This window comes from Flavobacterium sp. N2550, from assembly GCF_025947265.1.
GTDB classification, from domain to species: domain Bacteria; phylum Bacteroidota; class Bacteroidia; order Flavobacteriales; family Flavobacteriaceae; genus Flavobacterium; species Flavobacterium endophyticum.
Map to the genome: position 1 here is coordinate 1,355,451 of NZ_CP110007.1, position 15,821 is coordinate 1,371,271.

13 protein-coding genes are annotated in these 15,821 nt (G+C 38.6%); 5 read left to right on the forward strand and 8 right to left on the reverse strand.

Annotated elements, in window-relative coordinates; all coding sequences use genetic code 11:
• Positions 1-13: 13 nt before the first annotated feature.
• The 7 genes from OLM56_RS05835 to OLM56_RS05865 all read right to left on the reverse strand — a co-directional run bounded on the left by OLM56_RS05835 (position 14) and on the right by OLM56_RS05865 (position 5,355).
• A complete protein-coding gene (locus OLM56_RS05835) occupies positions 14-496 on the reverse strand; it encodes a dihydrofolate reductase (protein WP_121376093.1) in 483 nt (160 codons plus the stop codon).
• Positions 497-510: 14 nt separating this feature from the next.
• A complete protein-coding gene (locus OLM56_RS05840; RefSeq protein WP_121376094.1) occupies positions 511-849 on the reverse strand; it encodes a 2TM domain-containing protein in 339 nt (112 codons plus the stop codon).
• A gap of 73 nt (positions 850-922) precedes the next feature.
• Positions 923-1,861, reverse strand: a complete 939-nt coding sequence (locus OLM56_RS05845; RefSeq protein ID WP_264528649.1) for an energy transducer TonB — start codon at positions 1,859-1,861, stop codon at positions 923-925.
• Between the two features lie 19 nt (positions 1,862-1,880).
• The gene (locus OLM56_RS05850; protein ID WP_121376096.1) at positions 1,881-2,705 is read right to left on the reverse strand and encodes a thymidylate synthase; all 825 of its coding nucleotides are present in this window, start codon (positions 2,703-2,705) and stop codon (positions 1,881-1,883) included.
• Positions 2,706-2,753: 48 nt separating this feature from the next.
• Entirely contained in the window at positions 2,754-3,380 is a 627-nt protein-coding gene (locus tag OLM56_RS05855) for a bifunctional nuclease family protein (RefSeq protein ID WP_121376097.1), read from the reverse strand.
• A 154-nt stretch (positions 3,381-3,534) separates the two neighbouring features.
• On the reverse strand, positions 3,535-4,503 hold the full coding sequence (locus tag OLM56_RS05860) for an electron transfer flavoprotein subunit alpha/FixB family protein (RefSeq protein ID WP_182493427.1): 969 nt from the start codon (positions 4,501-4,503) through the stop codon (positions 3,535-3,537).
• Between the two features lie 105 nt (positions 4,504-4,608).
• On the reverse strand, positions 4,609-5,355 hold the full coding sequence (locus OLM56_RS05865) for an electron transfer flavoprotein subunit beta/FixA family protein (RefSeq protein ID WP_264528650.1): 747 nt from the start codon (positions 5,353-5,355) through the stop codon (positions 4,609-4,611).
• 208 nt (positions 5,356-5,563) lie between these two features.
• Here OLM56_RS05865 and OLM56_RS05870 point away from each other — a divergent pair, with 208 nt between their 5' ends.
• Positions 5,564-6,748 (forward strand): MFS transporter, encoded by a 1,185-nt coding sequence (locus tag OLM56_RS05870; RefSeq protein ID WP_264528651.1) that lies wholly within the window; start codon positions 5,564-5,566, stop codon positions 6,746-6,748.
• 41 nt (positions 6,749-6,789) lie between these two features.
• Here the strand turns inward: OLM56_RS05870 and OLM56_RS05875 are convergent, their stop codons facing one another.
• Complete coding sequence (locus OLM56_RS05875) at positions 6,790-8,571, reverse strand: chondroitinase-B domain-containing protein (RefSeq protein ID WP_264528652.1); 1,782 nt, start codon at positions 8,569-8,571, stop codon at positions 6,790-6,792.
• Positions 8,572-8,960: 389 nt separating this feature from the next.
• On the opposite strand from OLM56_RS05875, the gene OLM56_RS05880 reads away from it, so the two are divergent.
• From OLM56_RS05880 to OLM56_RS05895, 4 genes are all read left to right on the forward strand, one after another.
• Positions 8,961-9,938 carry a pyruvate dehydrogenase complex E1 component subunit beta gene (locus OLM56_RS05880; protein WP_121376102.1) on the forward strand — a complete coding sequence of 326 codons (978 nt, stop codon included), beginning with the start codon at positions 8,961-8,963 and terminating at the stop codon, positions 9,936-9,938.
• Between the two features lie 136 nt (positions 9,939-10,074).
• Positions 10,075-12,582, forward strand: a complete 2,508-nt coding sequence (locus OLM56_RS05885; RefSeq protein WP_182493431.1) for a DUF5686 and carboxypeptidase-like regulatory domain-containing protein — start codon at positions 10,075-10,077, stop codon at positions 12,580-12,582.
• A 104-nt stretch (positions 12,583-12,686) separates the two neighbouring features.
• Positions 12,687-13,217, forward strand: a complete 531-nt coding sequence (locus tag OLM56_RS05890) for an inorganic diphosphatase (protein ID WP_121376104.1) — start codon at positions 12,687-12,689, stop codon at positions 13,215-13,217.
• Between the two features lie 113 nt (positions 13,218-13,330).
• Positions 13,331-15,766, forward strand: coding sequence for a sodium-translocating pyrophosphatase (locus tag OLM56_RS05895; protein WP_264528653.1), 2,436 nt, complete (start codon positions 13,331-13,333; stop codon positions 15,764-15,766).
• Positions 15,767-15,821: the final 55 nt, after the last annotated feature.

Sequence of the window (15,821 nt, forward strand, 5' to 3'; positions counted from 1 at the left end):
TGTTTTTTTTTTGCTATTTTCTGGCGTAAGTCTGGTAGCTGAAATCAACTAAATGTTTTTCATCGGTAGGATGATATTCTTCTGAAATCAGTTCCCACTCATTTCGGTCTATTTCTGGAAAAAAAGCATCGGCTTCAAAAGATTCGTGGACTCTAGTAAGTTCGATAATATCTGTGAAAGGCATTCCCAAATTGTAAATCTCGCCGCCTCCAATAATAAACACATCTTCTTCTTTAGGGCAGGCTTCGATGGCGTTTTCCATACTGTCGACCACAATGCATCCGGCAGGATTGTATCCTTTTTGACGGGTTATGATGACATGTGTACGGTTGGGTAATGGTTTCGGGAAGCTTTCAAACGTTTTTCTTCCCATGATGATATAATGTCCTGAAGTAATTTCTTTAAATCTTTTAAAATCGTCCGGCAAATGCCAAAGTAGGTTGTTGTCTTTGCCTAAAGCATTATTTTCTGCAGCAGCAGCAATTATAGTAATCATTAGGATTGCGTATTTTAAGATTGGGTATTATTGTCCACTTTAGACTGTAATTGCTGTATTTTTCGTTCTTGTTTGGCGACAAGCTTGTCAATTTGGGCTCTTTCCCAGTTTTTATTCATGAAGCTGTCGGTAATAAACACACGGATAAAGTGAAGAATAAAAATAAATGCCCAAATGAGTATGGCCCATACATCCCAATTCGAGCCAGGATAGATATCAAGGTCTAAAACTCTGTGAATGATGACGAAAAAAATGCTTCCGACAAAAAACAAGACAAAGTGAAAATACAAGCGCTTTTTCTGCTTCATCCTGCCGCGGGCATATTCGTAGAGTTCGTGTTGGTTATTTTCCATACAATAGAAATTTGATTTTAAAGATAGGATTTATTTTTAAAATTAAAAAATAGGGTGTGGAAAGAATGTTTTATTATTCAAAGCTGAGCGCAATCGGAAGGGCGAAGGAAACTCTGGCAAATATTCCTCGAACTTTCCCTGGTTTCCAATCTTTATATGCTTTTACAACGCGAATTCCTTCACGGTCTAATTTTTCGTCTAGACTTTTCACTACCTTTATGTCAGCAACGGAACCGTCTTTTTCAATGACAAAACTTAGCATTATCTTGCCTTTAAGCGTACCGTTTATTCTTCCGGGATTATAATTTTTAGAGACAAACTTATAGAAATCTTGTATTCCTTTATAAGGTTCGGGAGTTTCTATGATTTTTGTGTACGGATATTTTTTATGGTCTGCGTCGGTAGTTTCGCCAGAAACTAAGTTTCCACCTTCATAAATTTCTACAAATGAAGTTTTAGCCTCTGGGTTACTGCCTTTCCATTCGCCTTCTTTCAGGCCATTTTTTATTGCGCCGCTAAATTTTGCTCCGTAAGATTCGTCTTCATAAGTTCCATTTCCATCTTTGACGGTCTGTTTTCCCTTGGCATCATAAAATTGGTTGATTCTTAAATTACCGACTGATTTTTCGGTTTCAAAATATTCGCCATCCATTTCCAATTTTCCGTTTTCATGCCAAGTTTTGTGAGGGCCGGTTGGAGTTGATTTATTATAGCTTCCTTCGCTTTTCTTGTTGCCGTTTTCATAATAGGTGGTGAATTTGCCTATTTTGTTAAAGCCAAGACTATCGACAGTTTTTCCTTCGCCGTATAATTTTCCGGAGCGGTAATAATTTTTTACATCATAGGTCTCGCTCGGGATATTGTAATTTTTTACGATTTTAAAATATTTATAATCTTCTTTGTCCGTTGAACGTTCCAAAGAATCTAAAAATATCTTTTTATCGTTTCCGTTTTGGGCCAATATAAAAACAGGCATCATTAAAAATAATGCTGAAAGTAGAGTCGATTTCATGAAAAAACAGGAATTAATTTTAAACAGCAACTGCGCCTTTGATATGTGGGTGCGGCTCATAACCTTCCAAAGTAAAATCTTCGAATTTAAAGTCGAAAATATTTTTGACTTCCGGATTTAGAATCATTTTTGGAAGCGGTTTCGGGTCACGGGAAAGCTGTAACTCTAATTGTTCGATATGATTGTTGTAAATGTGCGCATCACCAAAAGTATGGATGAAGTCTCCTGGTTTCAAATCACACACTTGTGCAATCATCAAGGTCAACAGTGCGTAAGAAGCAATGTTGAACGGAACGCCCAAAAAGATATCAGCGCTTCTTTGGTATAATTGGCAGGATAATTTTCCGTCGGCTACATAAAATTGGAAAAAAGCATGGCACGGCGGAAGCGCAACTTTTCCGTTGGCTACATTTTCTGCGAAAGATTTTGAAGTATCTGGCAAAACAGAAGGGTTCCATGCTGAAACTAGCATTCTCCTGCTATTCGGATTTGTTTTTAGTATTTCGATCAACTCAGTAATTTGGTCGATTTCTTCGCTGTTCCAGTTTCGCCATTGGTGTCCATAAACAGGTCCTAGCTCTCCATCTTCGTTTGCCCAATCATCCCAGATTTTTACTCCGTTTTCTTTTAGGTAAGCAATATTGGTTTCGCCTTTTAAAAACCACAATAATTCGTGGACAATAGACTTGAGATGCAATTTTTTGGTAGTAACCATAGGAAAGCCTTCGGCCAAATCAAAACGCATCTGATAGCCAAAAACACTTTTTGTTCCGGTTCCGGTTCTGTCTCCTTTTTGCGTTCCTGTTTCAAGAACGTGTTTTACTAGGTCTAAATATTGTTGCATCTTTTCTGACTTTAGGCTTGAGTTTTACTGAGTTCTTTGCGAAATTATTTAAGATTCTCTTTTGCTAATTTCGTCTCGAATTTTCGCGGCTTTTTCATAATCTTCATTTTGGACGGCTGTTTCTAGCTGTTCATGAAGTTCTGATAAGCTGAATTTGGTGTATGCTTCTCCCGCTTCGTTTGATTCTTCCATTCCAAAGGTTTCGGGGTTTGAAAGCACGTCGTCTAATTCTTGGCTTTGGTTTTCGGTTTCTTGCGGATTCGTTTTCAAGAAAATTCCAGCTTTGTCCAAAATGTTCTTGTAAGTAAAAATCGGAGCGCTGAAACGCAGTGCCAAAGCTATGGCATCTGAAGTTCGGGCATCAATGATTTCCTCAATTTTATCTCTTTCGCAAATAATACTGGAATAAAAAACGCCGTCGACGAGCTTGTGGATGATTACCTGCTTGACGACAATATCAAATCTTTCAGCGAAATTTTTGAATAAGTCATGAGTCAGTGGCCTTGGCGGTTTTATTTCTTTTTCTAAGGCAATAGCAATTGATTGAGCCTCAAAAGCACCAATAACAATCGGTAGTTTTCGCTCTCCGTCCACTTCATTTAAAATCAGCGCATAGGCGCCATTCTGTGTTTGGCTGTATGAAATTCCTTTTATGGTTAGTTTTACTAAACTCATTATTAAGGTCTATGTTTGTTTTTTGTTGTTTTCTAAAATGAATGGCTTTTAGTGATTGTAAAAAGCTTTAAAAAAATGAAAAAGGGCTATCTAAACTCGGATATTCCTATCTAAATTTAGATAGCCCTAATATGGGCACAATTTAAAAAATTATTTACGAATTATTCGCCTTGAATTCTTTTAATTTTTCTGTCAGTTTTGGAACGATTTCAAATGCATCTCCAACAACGCCATAATCGGCTACTTTAAAGAACGGTGCATCTGGATCTTGATTGATAACAACTTTTACTTTTGAAGAGTTGATTCCCGCGATATGCTGGATAGCACCAGAAATACCAATAGCGATATAAAGGTTTGTAGCTACAGGTTTTCCTGTTTGCCCAACGTGCTCGCTATGAGGTCTCCATCCTAAATCTGAAACTGGTTTTGAACAAGCGGTAGCAGCTCCTAAAACAGCAGCAAGATCTTCTAGCATTCCCCAGTTTTCAGGTCCTTTTAGGCCTCTTCCTCCAGAAACTACAACTTCTGCATCGGCAATAGTTACTTTTCCAGTTACTTTTTCAACGTTTTCTACTTTTACTCCGAAGTCAGCATCACCAATTGATGGTGAGAAATCTTCTTGAGTCAATGAAGAAGCGCTTTCAAATACGCCATATGAGTTTTTAGCCAATCCTAAGACTTTTACTTCTGTGTTGATTTCTGTAATATTGAATGCTTTATTTGAAAAAGCATTTCTTTTTACTTGGAAAGGAGAAGTACTCACCGGCAATCCTACTACGTTTGAAGCATAACCTGCATTAAGCGAAACAGCAACAAGCGGAGCCAAATAAAGGCTGTCTGTTGTTGAAGAAAGCAGGATTACTTTTGTGTTTTCCTTTTGTGCAGCTTGCTTGATGACATCAGCATAAGCTTTAGCCGTAAATTTTGATAATTTATCATCGTTTACTTTTAAGACTTTGTCTACTCCGTATTTTGATAGTTCAGAAACATCGCCAGCATTGATTGTAACGGCTGTAACTGTTGTTCCTAAAGATTCTGCTACTTTTTTACCGTATGAAGCCAATTCGAAAGCAACTTTCTTGAATTTTCCTTCTGCAGATTCTGCGTATATTAATATTGACATGATACTTTATGATTTGTGATTTAGGATTTAGGAAAGCAAATCTTAAATCGTTGTTTTTTAATTTTACTGTTTTTACAACTAAAATCTGAAATCTAAAATCTCAAATTATATAACTTTTGCTTCGTTATGCAATAGGTTGATAAGTTCGTCTAAGTTGTCTGGGCTGATTAGTTTTACCGCTGATTTTGGAGCTGGTTTTTCAAATTTTACCGCTTTTGTGTTAGAATCAGCTGCAACTGGCTCAAGAATGGTCAAGGCTTTTGTTCTTGCTGTCATGATTCCTCTCATGTTTGGAATACGCAAGTCCTTTTCTTCCACCAAACCTTTTTGTCCACCAATGATTAATGGCAATGTCGTAGCAACAGTTTCTTTTCCGCCATCGATTTCACGAACTGCTTTTGCGTTGTTTCCGTCAACAGTCAAGTTGATGCATGAGTTTACGAAATTTGAGTTTGTCAATCCTGCAATCATTCCTGGAACCATTCCTCCGTTATAGTCTAGAGATTCTTTTCCGGCAATTACCAAATCATAGTTGCCGCTTTTGATTACTTCTGCTAATTGTTTAGCAACAAAGAAACCGTCAGTTGGATTCGCATTCACACGGATAGCTTCGTTAGCTCCGATTGCTAATGCTTTTCTTAAAGTTGCTTCTGTTTCTGGGCCTCCAACGTTGACTACAGTAACATTAGCGCCTTGCTGCTCTTGGAACCAGATCGCTCTTGTCAAGCCGAATTCATCGTTAGGATTGATTACAAATTGTACTCCGTTTGTGTCAAATTCTGAATCGCCATTCGTAAAGCTGATTTTTGAAGTAGTATCAGGAACGTGACTGATGCAAACTAATATTTTCATTTTATATAAAATTATAGTGTTGATATTTAGGCTTCGAAATTAAACATTATAATTGAAATAAAAAACTATGCGTGCATAATATTTTGATAATATCTTTAGAACTATTTCGTTTTCGTTGTGGATTTGAGAATATTGTGAGAAAATTGAAAAGTTATATCGATAGTAACTGCGCTTGAGTTTGGTATCTTTGCGCTTTTAAAAGTTCCCAATGAATACCTCTACCCAAAAGCCTAATCCTATATATAATGTTCATTTCGGATTAGTATGCTTAAGCTCCTTGTTGTTTTCTGCAAGTTTTAACATGCTGATTCCAGAATTGCCAGAATATTTGAGCAGTATGGGTGGCGCGGAATACAAAGGATTGATTATCGCGCTTTTTACATTAACTGCAGGGATTTCTCGTCCGTTCAGCGGTAGGCTGACAGATACTTTGGGAAGGGTTCCTGTAATGGCTGTGGGTTCAATCGTATGTTTTGTTTGTGGTATTCTTTATCCGGTATTGGGAACTGTTTCAGGATTTTTATTCTTGAGATTGGTTCACGGATTTTCTACGGGTTTTAAACCCACGGCAACTGCGGCTTATGTTGCCGATATCATTCCGCGAGAGCGCTGGGGCGAAGCTTTGGGCATCCACGGGCTTTGCTTTAGCACGGGAATGGCTATCGGCCCGGCCATCGGAAGTACGATCAAATTGCACTTTTCAATGGACATGTTGTTTTACGCGTCTTCTGCCTTTGCACTTTTGTCTATCATTATTTTAATGAACATGAAGGAGACCTTGCAGCATAAACACCGTTTTAGCCTTCATGTTTTGAAAATTTCACGAAAAGATATCATTGCTAAAGAAGTATTGCCTGCCGCAGTCGTTACTTTCCTTTCTTATATGGCATATGGTGTAATCTTGACGCTGATTCCAGATTGGAGTCAGTTTCTGGGGATTGCCAACAAAGGGATGTTTTTTATGGTTTTCACAATTACGTCGTTGTTGATCCGTTTTGGTGCCGGAAAAGCTTCAGATAAGTATGGACGTCTGAAACCGATGAGCATAGGGCTAGGAATCTTAATTATTTCCTTGATTGTTGTTGCTTTTTCTGATTCTATTGCTGGCCTTCTGACGGGAGCGGCTTTGTATGGGGTCGCAACGGGAATTGTTTCGCCTGCTTTAAATGCGTGGACGGTGGATATGAGCTATCCTGAGCATCGAGGCAAGGCTATGGCTACGATGTATATTGCTCTTGAAGCTGGGATTGGCCTTGGAGCTTTATTTGCAGGTTGGGTATATCAAGATGTAATTGCTAAAATTCCGATGATAATGTATTTGAGTGCCGGAACGACTTTCTTGGCTCTGGCGTATGTTTGGTTTTTCATTAGAAAAAACAAAGCCACAGTGTAGTGTGGCTTTTGCTTTCGATATTATAATTTGGTTAACCAATACTACTGTTTCATGATCTTATAAATTCCTGATTTATTTGCTGTTTTTATTTTGGCAAAGTACAATCCTGCTGGCTGCTTTTCTAAGCTTATTTTAATCGTTCCAGAAATAGGAATATAAGTTTCTTCAGAAATTAATCGAGAATGTACGTCGTATATCGCTACAGTAGTTTCTTCTTGTGAATCAAGGCTGATTTCAAAATTTCTTTTCGTTGGATTAGGATAGATGATTGCTTTCAGGGTTTCTTGTTTGTCTACTGAAAGCGCTTCTTCATAAGCGTTCGGACCGACGTCATTAATAGTCACAGGAAGATAAGCAACTGCTGCAGTACTATAATGATCTGCTCCGGCATTGCTTGTCGAAGGTCTTGTCTGGCCGTCGATGTCTTCGTTGATATTTAGCGTTGGGACGGCATTGCCAATAGTAGGAGACGAGCTGGTGGATTTCCATATTCCTCCGTTAATAGCAAGATTCGGATTTTGGACTACTGCTTGGCTCGTCGTAAAAGCTGGTCCTCCTTCGATTAACTGTGCGCTTCCGGTCGGATATAAAATGTTATTGAGCCAAGTTACTTCTCCGAGCTGGTCGTTAAATATTTTGACTAGACTGTTTTGCGAGCCTGTTACCAGATTGTTTGCTATAGTAATGTCTTCAAGTTTGATGTTATAAGAACCATTTGATTTTGCGTAGCCAATCTGAATTCCGTAGGCGTTATTGACTAGCGTATTGTAAGCGACTGTTATTCGTTCTCCTCTAAAGTGCAAGCTAAAGTCGGTGTCGATTCCAGTTCTTGCATCGCCTTGTGTGAGTGCAATCGGTGCGTCGAAAAGCGTTCCTTGAAGTCCTTCCAAATAGTTGTTTTTGATCACATGGTCGGCACCATAAGCTCGAATTCCTCCAGTGTATATTGGGGTTGTTCCAAACATCCCGTTAGGTTTGCCTCCGCCAAAAAAATAATTCCCTTCAGCAATATTCCGGTTGCCTTGACGCAAGGTCAATGAACCGTAATTTCTGTTGAATGTATTGTGTCGTACAATGTTGTCGCATGATTTGACCGAAACAATTTCGGGATCTCCATCGCATTCCTCAAACAGGTTAAATTCTACGGTAGTAAAACCGCTCGAATTACATAATTGGCTGTTTCCGATTCGAATAGCTTCTTTTTCATTTTCTAATCTAGGGCCATTGTTGTAGAAGTAATTGTGGTCAATTCGGTCGTATTGCGACTGCTGATTTACGGTCTGATCTTGATTATAAGTCCCGTCAATAGTAATGTAATTGCCTGCGGTAGTCTTGTTTTTAAAGATATTGTGATCGATTCTGTTATGGTGGCTTAGAAACTGGAAAGTATAATCGTTGTAATAGCCTGCAACGACAAGCCATTTTATAGAATTTGTTGTCGTAAGCTCGAAGACATTTCGTGTAATTCTGATATTGTTTGAAGCTTCAAGCTTGACTAATGTGTTATTGCTTTGGCAATTGAAGATAAATCCTTCCAGTATAATATGGGCTGATTTCTTAAAAACAAAATGAGAATCGCCAGTAAAAGTCACGCCGCCTACTGTTGCCGCTTTGATAGTAATTGGATTTTCTGCAGTTGCAATTTTGGTAAAGCTGCAATAAAAGTCAGCATAAGTTCCGTTTGGAATTATAAATGTAGTTCCTGGCGCAGCGGCATTAACTTGCGTTTGCAGGCTGGTGTCGGTAGTGACATAGGTTTGTGAATGTAGGACGCTGTTCAATAGGAGTGCGCAGAGGGTTGTAAAAAAGTATTTGACATGCATAGTGGTTGCGGTTTTTGGTTAAAATTTTGTGTTTTCTTTTTATCCAAAAATCGATTTTTAGATAAATTGGTTAACCAAATATAGAATTTTTTTATATTGATAATTATTTAGTGTTATTTTTTAACATATTTTATTTTTAGGAATGTTTTATTATGTATTTGTCGTTTTAAGTGGTTTCTTGCTGAGGTTATGGTAGTATAGTCGTTGCGTGTTTAAACTAAGTTAGCAATCACTTCGTTTCCTCGGGAAGGCTAGGGCTATATCGTTTTCGTTGAAATCTGCCCGTTCGAAAAGAATAATTAAGAACTTATTAATTATAATTTATTCGATTTAGTTGTTTAAAATAATTATTTTTGCCTTTCAATTTTTAGAAGATAATAAAACATAATATGAGAACAATCCAATTTAGAGAAGCAATCTGCGAGGCGATGAGCGAAGAGATGCGTCGTGATGAATCTATATATTTAATGGGTGAAGAAGTAGCCGAGTATAACGGTGCTTACAAAGCCTCAAAAGGAATGTTGGACGAATTTGGGCCAAAAAGAGTAATCGATACTCCAATTGCTGAGCTTGGTTTTGCAGGTATTGCAGTAGGTTCTGCTATGAACGGCAACCGTCCGATTGTAGAATTCATGACCTTCAACTTTTCATTGGTTGGTATCGATCAGATCATCAACAATGCGGCTAAGATGCGCCAGATGTCTGCAGGACAGTTCCCAATGCCAATGGTTTTTAGAGGGCCGACGGCTTCTGCAGGACAATTAGGAGCAACGCACTCGCAAGCTTTTGAAAACTGGTTTGCCAATACACCTGGATTAAAAGTGGTAGTTCCATCTAGCGTATACGATGCAAAAGGATTGTTGAAATCGGCTATTCGTGACAACGATCCGGTTATCTTCATGGAATCAGAGCAGATGTACGGAGACAAAGGTGAAGTTCCTGAAGGAGAATATACAATTCCGCTTGGCGTAGCCGATATCAAAAGAGAAGGTACTGATGTGACTATCGTTTCTTTTGGTAAAATCATCAAAGAGGCATATGCTGCGGCAGAAGAATTACAAAAAGAAGGAATCTCTTGTGAAATTGTCGACTTGAGAACCGTTCGTCCGATGGATCATGAAACTATCTTGAAATCTGTGAAAAAAACCAACAGATTAGTTGTTTTAGAAGAAGCTTGGCCGTTTGCCAGCGTTGCTTCAGAAATCACCTATATCGTTCAAGAAAGAGCTTTTGATTATCTGGATGCGCCTATCCAAAGAATCACGACAGCTGATACTCCAGCGCCTTACTCACCAACACTTTTAAAAGAGTGGTTGCCAAATGCTGCCGATGTTATCAAAGCTGTAAAAAAAGTAATGTATAAATAAGTTTTTGAGCTCTTTTAGATGTCAGATTTTTCGAATAATCAAAAAATCTAAATATCAAGAAATCAAACACTCAAATTAACTATATTTGAAACTTCATCAGAATAATTTTGATGAAGTTTTTTTTTTGCAATAAAATATGAACAAGAAAATTTTTGTAAGCCTAAGCTTTTTCTTTTTATTTATAAACTTTCTTGCTGCCCAGACCAAAGTAAGCGGTATCGTTTATGATGAATTCAAGCAGCCACTTCCTTATGCGAATGTCGTTTTTAAAGGAACTACCGAAGGTATCATTACCAATGAAGAAGGCAAGTTTTATTTAGAATCCAAAACAACCCAGAATGCTATCGTGGTGTCGTTTGTGGGGATGGAGCCAAAAGAAATTCGTTTGGAAAAGCCGGTTACCTATAATATGGAAGTTAATCTGGGCGCTGGTAAAATGCTGAACGAAGTTGTAATCTATACCGGAAAAACTTCAAAAAAGAACAATCCTGCGATAGATATCCTCCGAAAAATATGGGAGCGCAAGAAGAAAAACGGATTGCGCCAGTTCAAGCAATACGAGTACGATAAGTATGAAAAAGTCGAATTTGACCTAAATACGATTGATAGCGCCTTGATGAAAAGCAAGCTTTTCAGAGGAATGGAATTTGTCTTTGAACAAGTCGACACTTCTGACGTAACGGGAAAATCCTATTTGCCGATTTTTATAAACGAAGCGTTAAGCCAAGTATATGGTGATAATACAACGGGAAGGATAAAAGAAGTCGCTAAGGCGAATAAAAACTCAGGATTCAGCAATAATCAGCAGTTAATTGCTTTTATAAAGGATCTATATGCTGACTACGATATTTACGATAATTACCTGAAATTTTTCGACAAAGATTTTGTGAGCCCGCTTTCCAGAACGGGAATCAATGTTTATAATTATGTGCTGCATGATAGTACTTACATTGATAACAAATGGTGTTATAATATCGTATTTTACCCAAGAAGGAAAAACGAGCTTACCTTTAAAGGAGATTTTTGGGTAAATGATACGACCTTCGCGATTAAGAAAATAAACCTTACGGCAAGCCGTGGTGCTAATATCAACTGGGTCAAGGAGATTTATATCGAGCAAGAATTCGAAGTGCTAAACGATTCTGTCTTTTTGCTGACCAGAGATCATATGATGTCTGATTTCGCTTTCTCTAAAAAAGATAAATCCAGAGGTGTCTACGGAAAAAGAACCACGCTCTTCAAGAATCACAAATTCGATATCAAAAAAGACGACAAATTCTATAAGCAGGATGTCAACTCCTATGACCCCGAAATTTATGCTAAATCAGATGAATTCTGGAACGAAAATCGCTTTGAAAGCTTAAACAAAGACGAAAAGGGAGTTTATAAAATGCTGGATACGCTAAAGACGGTCAAGAAGTTCAAGCGGCTTTATAATCTCGTCTCCATACTGGGCAGTGGCTATATCGAAATGGATAATTTTGACTATGGGCCCATATTTTCGACCTTCGGATATAACGACGTAGAAGGAATCCGAATCAGGACAGGAGGAAGGACTTATTTCGGGCCTAATGATCCGTGGCGTATACAAGCCTATACCGCTTATGGATTTGACGACAACCAATTCAAATACGGTATTTCTGGAAAAGTGCTTTTGAACAAGAAAAACCGATTTATCATATCCGGAGGAAATAGGCGTGATATAGAACAAATAGGGGTCAGCCTTACAACATCGAATGATCTTCTGGGAAGAAGCTTTGCTTCCTCTTCACTTTTTGCCAGCGGAGATAACAGTAAGCTGACTTCGGTCAATTTGACTAACTTTTCGGCAGAAATCGAGCCGTTGAAAAATCTGGTGTTCCAAGCAGGAGTGTCTTATAGGACTTTAAAATCTGCTTCTCCAAATACATTCAGTCTAGACTATTATAAAGTTTTGCCGACGTTAGAAAACCCGCAAGGAGTCATTGAAAGCGAAGTAAAACAGTACGAATTTAACGCTTCGATCGATTATATGCCAGGCAGAAGGCCTATCGGTTTTGGAGTAGAACGTACGAATGTCGATTCAAATTATGCAAGACTCTTCCTTAGCTTCAGCCAAGGAGTCAAAGGACTTTTCGGAAGTGATTTCGATTACGAAAAAGTACAATTCTATTACAGACAGCCTGTTTTGGTAGGCGGTTTCGGAAGGCTTTTTACCACGTTTGAAGCCGGTAAAATCTTCGGAGCTGTTCCTCTTGGTTTGATGGGCGTTGTGCCAGGTAACCAGTCCTTTTTCATAATCGACAATACCTACAACCTGATGAATTACTACGAATTTATGGCCGACGAATATGTCTCGCTTCATTTTGAGCATAATTTCAACGGAAGATTGTTTGCCAGAGTTCCTTTCCTTCGCAAGCTAAATTGGAGGGAAATTATCGGTATAAAAGGAGTCTATGGAACAATCTCTGATGAAAATAGAGCCATAAATGCCCAAACAGCAATTCCTTACACAGCACCTGATGATTTATATTGGGAATACCATGCAGGAGTGGGCAATATATTCAAAGTGTTGCGAATTGATTTTGCTTGGAGAGGAAGCTACTTGAACCTCCCTGATGCCAATAAATTTGCCGTAAAAGCATCTTTCGGTTTCTATTTTTAAGAAATCTTTATTTTTAGATTGTTTGTGCGAGTTTTTATTGTTTCAATGTTTCTTAATGCTTACTTTTGCACCCGCTAAATTAGTATATAGAAACAAATTAGAATATGAGTGCAGCTAAGCAAAAATCTTTTGACGTATTGATTGAGATACCAAAAGGAAGCAGAAATAAATACGAATACGATTTCAAACTGAGAAAAATACGCTACGACAGAATGCTTTTCTCTTCTATGATGTATCCTGCAGATTACGGATTCATTCCAGAAACTTTAGCATTAGACGGCGATCCGCTAGATGTATTGGTTTTGGTAACCGAGCCTACCTTCCCAGGTTGTGTGATGGAAGTGAAGCCGATTGGTGTTTTCCACATGGCAGATGAAAAAGGACCAGACGAGAAAATTATCTGTGTTCCGGTTTCTGACCCGATTTGGAATAAGTTGAATGATTTGACCGATATGAACCCTCACTTGCTAAAAGAAATCGAGCATTTCTTCCAAGTATATAAAGATTTAGAGCAGAAAAAAGTTGATGTAGAAGGATGGGGCGATGTAAACGAAGCAAAAGAAATTATCGAGCAATGTGTAGATCGTTTCGAATCTTTAGAAAATAGGCCAGAAGAGTTATTTAGCATTAGATAATCAAAATCCTAAAAAATTATTAAAAAAGCAATATTCAATACAGAATATTGCTTTTTTATTTATGTTGGTTTCGTTACATTTACAACTTATTAACCAAAACCAACAAACTTTTTATGGAGTCAATAATGATTTACGTACCGGCAATACTTGCAGTAGTCGGACTTCTTTTTATGGTAATTAAAAGATCTTGGGTTTTAAAACAAGATCCGGGAGATGGAAAGATGAAAGAAATTTCAGAATACATCTACGAGGGAGCTTTGGCCTTTCTTAAAGCAGAATACAAATTATTAACCTTATTCGTTATTGGTGCTAGTATCGCATTAGCAGCAATTACATTTTTACCTGGAGCAACCACACACTTATCTATCGTGATTGCTTTTGTCTTCGGAGCCGTATTTTCTGCATTGGCAGGAAACATGGGGATGAAGATTGCTACAAAAACAAACGTCAGAACAACCCAAGCAGCGCGCACAAGTCTGCCGCAAGCACTGAAAGTTTCTTTTGGAGGCGGAACAGTAATGGGTCTTGGCGTTGCGGGTCTTGCCGTTTTAGGACTGACCGCATTTTTTATCTTCTTTTTCCATTTCTTCATGAACGGACAGTGGGTTGAAGGACTTTACAATGGAGAAACAAGAACAGCTAACGAATTAATGACCATCCTTTTGGAAACATTGGCAGGATTCTCTCTTGGAGCTGAATCGATTGCTTTGTTTGCACGTGTGGGTGGCGGAATTTATACAAAAGCAGCCGACGTTGGAGCCGATTTAGTTGGAAAAGTAGAAGCTGGTATTCCAGAAGATGATCCGCGTAATCCTGCTACAATTGCAGATAACGTTGGAGATAACGTTGGAGACGTTGCAGGAATGGGAGCCGATTTGTTCGGTTCGTATGTAGCAACTGTCTTGGCAGCAATGGTTTTAGGAAATTACGTGATTAAAGATATGGGCGGAAGCATTGCTGATGCTTTCGGAGGAATTGGACCGATTCTTTTGCCGATGGCAATTGCTGGTGTAGGGATTATCATCTCAATCATCGGAACAATGCTAGTTAAGATTAGCAGTAATGATGCAAAAGAAGCCCAAGTTCAAGGAGCGCTAAACGTTGGAAACTGGGTTTCTATCGGTTTGACAGCAGTTGCATGTTATGTTTTGGTGACTTGGATGTTGCCTGCAACAATGAAAATGAAATTTTACGGAGAAGGCTATATGGACATCTCTTCGATGAGAGTTTTTTATGCGACATTGGTCGGATTATTTGTAGGAGCTGTAATTTCTTCTGTTACAGAATACTATACCGGATTAGGTAAAAAACCAATCTTGGCAATCGTTCAAAAATCAAGTACCGGAGCTGGAACAAATATCATTGCTGGTTTGGCAACAGGTATGATTTCAACCTTCCCGACCGTATTGTTGTTCGCTTCTGCAATTTGGGCTTCTTATGCTTTCGCAGGTTTCTACGGAGTGGCTTTGGCAGCTTCTGCGATGATGGCTACAACAGCAATGCAGTTAGCAATCGATGCTTTTGGTCCGATTTCAGATAATGCCGGAGGTATTGCGGAAATGAGCGAATTGCCTAAAGAAGTGCGTCAGCGTACCGATATTTTGGATTCTGTAGGAAATACGACAGCAGCAACCGGAAAAGGTTTTGCTATTGCTTCTGCAGCCTTGACTTCATTGGCCTTGTTTGCAGCTTATGTGACTTTCACAGGTATCGATGGAATTAATATTTTTAAAGCTCCTGTATTAGCGATGCTTTTTGTGGGAGGTATGATTCCGGTTGTATTCTCTGCTTTGGCAATGAATTCTGTAGGAAAGGCAGCTATGGACATGGTATATGAAGTAAGAAGACAATTCCGTGAAATTCCTGGCATTATGGAAGGTACAGGAAAACCAGAATATGCAAAATGCGTAGACATTTCTACAAAAGCAGCCTTGAGAGAAATGATGCTTCCTGGAATATTGACGATTGGATTCCCAATTGCTATTGTTCTTTTAGGAAAACTAGTCTATCCAGAAAACAATCAGCTGATTGCAGAAATGCTTGGAGGTTATATGGCAGGAGTTACCGTTTCAGGCGTACTTTGGGCTGTTTTCCAAAACAATGCTGGAGGTGCTTGGGACAATGCTAAAAAATCTTTTGAGGCAGGTGTTATGATCAATGGAGAAATGACATACAAAGGCTCTGATGCCCACAAAGCAGCTGTAACGGGTGATACGGTCGGCGATCCATTTAAAGATACTTCTGGGCCGTCTATGAACATCTTGATTAAATTGACTTGCCTTATCGGTTTGGTAATCGCTCCAATTTTAGGAGGGCATGATGCAAAAGCGGTAGTTCAAGAAGTAGAAGCGGTTGAAGTTGTTGTTGAAGCGCCAGCGCCTGAAGTAAAACAATCGACTAAAGAAATCAGAATAGAATCAGTAAAAAGCGCAGACGGAAAAGTAAAAGCTACTGTTACGACTGTTACAGATTCTGCTGAATCGGTTGAAGTTTTTGAAGGAACTGAAGCTGAAGTCAATGCGAAACTCGAAGCTTTTAAAAAGAAATAAAGTATTCAGGATACAAAAAAAGCCTTCCAATTTGGAAGGCTTTTTTTGTATTGTT

What these genes read in the sequence shown, in the direction of transcription:
- OLM56_RS05865 (WP_264528650.1), bottom strand. Translation starts at nt 5,355, where the DNA reads ATGAAAATATTAGTTTGCATCAGTCACGTTCCTGATACTACTTCAAAA.
- OLM56_RS05890 (WP_121376104.1), top strand. Translation starts at nt 12,687, where the DNA reads ATGAGTGCAGCTAAGCAAAAATCTTTTGACGTATTGATTGAGATACCA.
- OLM56_RS05885 (WP_182493431.1), top strand. Translation starts at nt 10,075, where the DNA reads ATGAACAAGAAAATTTTTGTAAGCCTAAGCTTTTTCTTTTTATTTATA.
- OLM56_RS05850 (WP_121376096.1), bottom strand. Translation starts at nt 2,705, where the DNA reads ATGCAACAATATTTAGACCTAGTAAAACACGTTCTTGAAACAGGAACG.
- OLM56_RS05860 (WP_182493427.1), bottom strand. Translation starts at nt 4,503, where the DNA reads ATGTCAATATTAATATACGCAGAATCTGCAGAAGGAAAATTCAAGAAA.
- OLM56_RS05855 (WP_121376097.1), bottom strand. Translation starts at nt 3,380, where the DNA reads ATGAGTTTAGTAAAACTAACCATAAAAGGAATTTCATACAGCCAAACA.
- OLM56_RS05875 (WP_264528652.1), bottom strand. Translation starts at nt 8,571, where the DNA reads ATGCATGTCAAATACTTTTTTACAACCCTCTGCGCACTCCTATTGAAC.
- OLM56_RS05880 (WP_121376102.1), top strand. Translation starts at nt 8,961, where the DNA reads ATGAGAACAATCCAATTTAGAGAAGCAATCTGCGAGGCGATGAGCGAA.
- OLM56_RS05895 (WP_264528653.1), top strand. Translation starts at nt 13,331, where the DNA reads ATGGAGTCAATAATGATTTACGTACCGGCAATACTTGCAGTAGTCGGA.
- OLM56_RS05835 (WP_121376093.1), bottom strand. Translation starts at nt 496, where the DNA reads ATGATTACTATAATTGCTGCTGCTGCAGAAAATAATGCTTTAGGCAAA.
- OLM56_RS05870 (WP_264528651.1), top strand. Translation starts at nt 5,564, where the DNA reads ATGAATACCTCTACCCAAAAGCCTAATCCTATATATAATGTTCATTTC.
- OLM56_RS05845 (WP_264528649.1), bottom strand. Translation starts at nt 1,861, where the DNA reads ATGAAATCGACTCTACTTTCAGCATTATTTTTAATGATGCCTGTTTTT.
- OLM56_RS05840 (WP_121376094.1), bottom strand. Translation starts at nt 849, where the DNA reads ATGGAAAATAACCAACACGAACTCTACGAATATGCCCGCGGCAGGATG.